Source organism: Priestia sp. KCTC 13724, from assembly GCF_056820425.1.
On the sequence record NZ_JBXDLD010000168.1, the window covers coordinates 1 to 4,879 of the forward strand.

The following is a 4,879-nucleotide window of genomic DNA, read 5'->3' on the forward strand; positions in this document are numbered from 1 at the left end:
TGACTCACCTAGAAAAGTTATTGATCGATTGTGCATTCGATTGTAAAAGATAAATTCAACTTATATAGTTTTTTAAAAAAATAAAAATTCATCAGCTTTATTGACTATATAAAGCTAAAAGCATAAAAAAGAGGCTGGGACATAAGTAATTCAGCCAATGATAAACCTGAACGATTGAGAGTTTCTCACTTTTAATCGTTCAGTTTTTTTGTTGATTGTGAAAACAATGTTGGAAACAGGGTGGAATGGAGCGTAGGACACTCGACTCCTGCGGGAAAGAGAGGGAAAACTGAGATCCCGCAGCGCAGCGAGGAAGCTCAGGTTCCTCCCCGCGGAAAGCGAGTGGCCGTAGCGCAATGGAACGAACGTGTTCAGACAAACCAAAAAGATTGGAACAGCTATTGTTCGTCTCTTAGAAGCAATCATTTTGTTATGTCCCAAACTCTTTTTAAAGGATTATAACCCTTCAGGTTCGCTACCTGCTTTTTCGAAGTAGCGAATATTTTCAGGTGTTAGCTGAAGGAGCACGTAGTTTGGGTCGTCTGGGCTGTTAATCCATTCTTTTAAATGGTCGTTCCAAAACGTTTCTTTTAGTTCTTTGTTGTCTTCAATTAGAGCTTTTGCTTCGATTTCAACATACGGATCATTCCAGTCTTGGCCGTCATAGCCGAGGAGAATATGAACGTATGGATTAGATTGAATGTCGTCAACCTTGTGCGTGTTTTTGTTTGTTGCTGTGTAAAGTACAAGGTCGTCGTGAGAAAACATCATAAAGCGAGAATAGGGTTTGTTATTTTGGATTGTGGCAAGCGTGCCAACCTTATAGTTATCTAAAATAGATAGTACTTTTTGTTTTACATCTGACATATGCTCAATTCCTTTCTTCATCTTTCTTACTTTTGCTAGTTTGGCCTTTTTTTAAACATTTTCTTAAAGAAGAATTTATTTTGTTCATAAAAAAGTTTAACTTTAAAAAATAAAGAGGTAACAGTGATAATGAATAAACAAGCGTTAGAAAGACGAAGCTTGTAGAGTGAATGGATTTAACTTAGAGAAGTAGGTGCATATGAATGAATCGAGTGTTTTTTATAATGGTGCTCATTGGTGTTCCGCTATCGGTGATTGGTAATCTTCTGCACTGGTCGCAGGTTCTCATGTTTGCAGTGTTTTGCTTGACCATTATAGCTTTGGCAGCATATATGGGGCGCGCTACGGAAAGTCTGGCTGTGGTCGCAGGACCGCGAATCGGAGGATTGTTAAACGCAACGTTTGGTAATGCCGTTGAACTTATCATTTCTATTTTCGCATTAAAAGCTGGATTGATCGGTGTTGTATTAGCTTCATTAACGGGTTCTGTTTTGGGAAATCTGCTTCTTGTTGGGGGCTTATCTTTCTTTATTGGAGGATTAAAGTTTAAGCGTCAGGAATTTAACGTATACGATGCGCGCCATAACTCTGGATTGTTAATTTTTGCAGTGATTGTAGCTTTTGTTATTCCAGAAGTATTCTCTCAAGGAATGAATAATCAAAAGACGATGGTACTAAGCGTTGGCGTATCAATCACGTTAATTCTTCTTTACTTAGCCGCACTATTATTTAAACTAGTAACGCACCGCGGTGTATATCAGCATAAAAGCGAGCAAACGGAAGAACACGAAGAGCCAGAATGGTCAAAAGGTAGAGCAATCCTTGTGCTGCTGCTTGCGACCGTCGCCGTTGCTTACGTGGCAGAGAGCTTAGTACATACAATTGAAACGGTTGCGCTTCGCTTCGGCTGGAGTGAGCTGTTTATCGGGGTTATTATCGTGGCCATCGTTGGAAACGCAGCCGAGCACGCATCTGCAATTATTATGGCTGTGAAAAATAAGATGGGTGTGGCCGTTGAGATTGCGATTGGCTCTACGCTTCAGGTAGCTATGTTTGTAGCCCCTGTATTGGTGTTAATCTCTTTGCTTTTTGAGGAGCAAATGCCACTTGTCTTTACGTGGCCAGAGCTTATTGCCATGGTAACAGCAGTCTTTGTCACTGTGGCCATCTCAAATGACGGAGATACAAACTGGTTTGAAGGTGCCGTTTTATTAGGTGCATACATCATTATGGGAATTGGGTTTTATTTAATCTAAGAAAAAGTCGAGCTGGAGAGTGCTCGGCTTTTTTTGGTTATAATTCCCTTTGGCTAAAACAGGATAAAGAGCTATTCCTTTGAAAAAACTATGCATACATCTATTTATGAGGTTGAAAGGAGCTCTTATATGCTACGTCAATTAACTATCGTAACGTTCGCTATTTTGTTGTCATTTTCAGGTTTGCATACAACAGAAGCGAAAAACAAGGAGACGAAAACGCCAAGCACAACTGTGCAAATTCCTAGTTCTACGCTTCATATTGCAAAGGAGAATACAAATCCAAATACGAGTCAAGATACGCCTTATTTACAGCCAAGTGAACTGTCTCAAGAATTGCTTGAAACGTCCAATGTGCCAATTCAAAATCCGGACTTAATTCGTATTTTAAATGAAACATCCATTTCAAAGACACCGTGGGCAATTGGTTTTCGAGCAACGATTTATCTCGGTCAATGGCCGCTTAACTATGAATCCGAAGCAACAAGCGTGAACTGGCAGTATCAAAAGGTAAACACAAATCATTATGATAATCGTTCAGGGAAGTCCCAGCAGCAAATGCACTATAACCAAGAATCCCAAAGCATTGTAAAAGGTGGCTTAACGTCTCGTATTAACGAAGCGGACCACGTAAAGCAAATGATGCTTTTAACAGCTTCAAAGAAAACAAATCTAACGTTATCGTTCCAAACGATGATTGGAGCAGGAACGAAAAAAGATCAGGTGTATAACATCGCACCGAAGAAAGTCGGCTACTTATACGCATACACGCCGGCTGTACATGAAAAAGGAAAAGTAACGTACGGTGAAGTATATCTAACCATGAAAGGTAGCAAGCGCATGATTGTTGTGAAAAACGTGACGTCACAAGGTATCGGCGCATGGATTCCGGTACAGGATTATGTATCATTGAGTTTTGGTGCGTATGATCAGCCGCGTTAATAAACAAAACCTCTCCCGTTAACAGGAGAGGTTTTACTTATTTTGTAAGAAACGCTTTGCGTGTTGAAAAGTCCGTGTCTTTATAGTAGCTGTTTTTCACCAGAATATTTGGTCCAAGACAGGAAACAGCTGAGCAGTGACAGCTAAGTTCTTTTGAAATCGATGACTGCTGCCATGTGTCAAACGCATCCTGCAGCTTTGTATCTTGAATGTTGCCAAGTGGAGGCGTATCGCCAAAGTCCGTAACGATAATATCGCCATCAAAAATGTTCACGTTTAAGCGAGAACGGCCGTCTGGATCGTTGCGAACCGTTACGTTTTTGCTGCTGTATAAACGCTTTAACAACGCTTGATCTTCTTCGTTATCGTTACACGCATAGAACGGCAGCGTACCAAAAAGCATCCAAACGTTTTCGTCGCGGATATCAAGCAGGTGATGAATAGCGTTTCTCATATCTTGTAAAGACAACGTTTCAAGTGCACTCGATTCACTACGTTTACTTTTATCATTTAAGTAATCAAAATCGGCTACTTTAACATATCCACTATTATACATAGGATGAATTTCGTGTCGTTGGCAGCCCATCTCTTCCACAACTTGCTTATGGATTTTTTCGAGGTGAGGAGCCGTTCTATTATTTATCATTGTTTCAGCAGATACCAAAACTCCCATATCTGTTAGGGCTCTGGAGTTTGTGATTATTTTATCAAATAGTGCTTTTCTCTGTTCTCTAGTTGGTTTTCTTTTCATCATAGCAAAGCCTGTATCTATAAACTCATCTTCTGTTACCCAGTTATGAGAAATATGTAACACATCTAAATAAGGTGCTATGATCTTGTATCTCTCAAGATCTAATGTAAGATTAGAGTTTATTTGAGTGTATATTCCTTTATCATGAGCATACTTCAATAGAGGTAACACGTAATTCTCTACGGATTTTAGAGACATCATTGGTTCTCCGCCTGTAATGCTTATCGTTCTAAGGGTAGGGAGTTCGTCTAATCTTTGCAGTAATAAGTCTATTGGAAGGCCATTAGGATCTTTATGTGTAAGAGTGTGTCCAACAGCACAATGTCTACATCTCATATTACATAGATAAGTGGTAGTAAATTCTATACTAGAAAGAGTGGGCTTTTGGTATTTTTTTATGTCTAAGTAAGCTTCCCAAGGGTCATTTGCAGGGGTACTTGTATATTTTGTTGTAACTGGCTCATTCATTTAAATTACTCCTATCTTATTAGTCCATATATATTATGAGTACTAAATATCATGTATGTCAATGTAAAATACCTTGAGATATGGAATGTAATAAATCTTGCATCTTTTATAAAACTTGATATAATTAAATTTACAAATATAACCAATTTAACCAATTTAACTGTAATCCCTTGAGGAAAGGAGATATAGCATAATGGTTATAAAGAAAAGAACGTTAGTAGCTATTTATGTCAGAAAATCACGATTAAAAAATGATGACTCTCTTGAGATTGCAAGACAAGTTGAACTGCTTACGGATTACGCAAAAATTAATAATATGGATTATGAAATATTCTCCGAGGAGTGGAGTGGAGAGGATTGGGATAGACCTGAATTAAAGCGAATGTTTGTAAATTTAAAGAAAAATGTCTATGATGGTGTACTTGTTACAGATCAGGATAGGCTGACAAGAAATAAGAAAGACTTTGAAACTTTTGTGGAGTTTGCTAAATCTGAAGGATTATTGCTCTACACACTAGATAAAATTTATCACGAGTGTTGATTATCCAAAATTAGACAGACTTATCCCTTGGAATGTGACGTAGTTTTTCAAAAA

General features: G+C 38.5%; 6 protein-coding genes. 4 read left to right on the forward strand and 2 right to left on the reverse strand.

Annotated elements, in window-relative coordinates:
• Positions 1-240: 240 nt before the first annotated feature.
• Positions 241-462: a hypothetical protein gene (locus AC1UFB_RS18750; RefSeq protein WP_100346356.1), complete on the forward strand. Its 222-nt coding sequence runs from the start codon at positions 241-243 to the stop codon at positions 460-462.
• On the opposite strand, the gene AC1UFB_RS18755 is transcribed toward AC1UFB_RS18750, so the two are convergent.
• A complete protein-coding gene (locus AC1UFB_RS18755) occupies positions 457-867 on the reverse strand; it encodes a pyridoxamine 5'-phosphate oxidase family protein (protein WP_482589716.1) in 411 nt (136 codons plus the stop codon). The genes AC1UFB_RS18750 and AC1UFB_RS18755 overlap by 6 nt on opposite strands.
• 203 nt (positions 868-1,070) lie before the next feature.
• On the opposite strand from AC1UFB_RS18755, the gene cax reads away from it, so the two are divergent.
• Both cax and AC1UFB_RS18765 read left to right on the forward strand, forming a co-directional pair.
• Complete coding sequence (cax, locus tag AC1UFB_RS18760; RefSeq protein ID WP_025908666.1) at positions 1,071-2,123, forward strand: calcium/proton exchanger; 1,053 nt, start codon at positions 1,071-1,073, stop codon at positions 2,121-2,123.
• 129 nt (positions 2,124-2,252) lie between these two features.
• Complete coding sequence (locus AC1UFB_RS18765; RefSeq protein ID WP_482589718.1) at positions 2,253-3,065, forward strand: YfkD family protein; 813 nt, start codon at positions 2,253-2,255, stop codon at positions 3,063-3,065.
• Between the two features lie 37 nt (positions 3,066-3,102).
• On the opposite strand, the gene yfkAB is transcribed toward AC1UFB_RS18765, so the two are convergent.
• Positions 3,103-4,284: a radical SAM/CxCxxxxC motif protein YfkAB gene (gene yfkAB, locus AC1UFB_RS18770; protein ID WP_076512864.1), complete on the reverse strand. Its 1,182-nt coding sequence runs from the start codon at positions 4,282-4,284 to the stop codon at positions 3,103-3,105.
• A 193-nt stretch (positions 4,285-4,477) separates the two neighbouring features.
• On the opposite strand from yfkAB, the gene AC1UFB_RS18775 reads away from it, so the two are divergent.
• Positions 4,478-4,825, forward strand: coding sequence for a recombinase family protein (locus AC1UFB_RS18775; protein WP_482589720.1), 348 nt, complete (start codon positions 4,478-4,480; stop codon positions 4,823-4,825).
• The last annotated feature ends 54 nt before the right edge of the window (positions 4,826-4,879 follow it).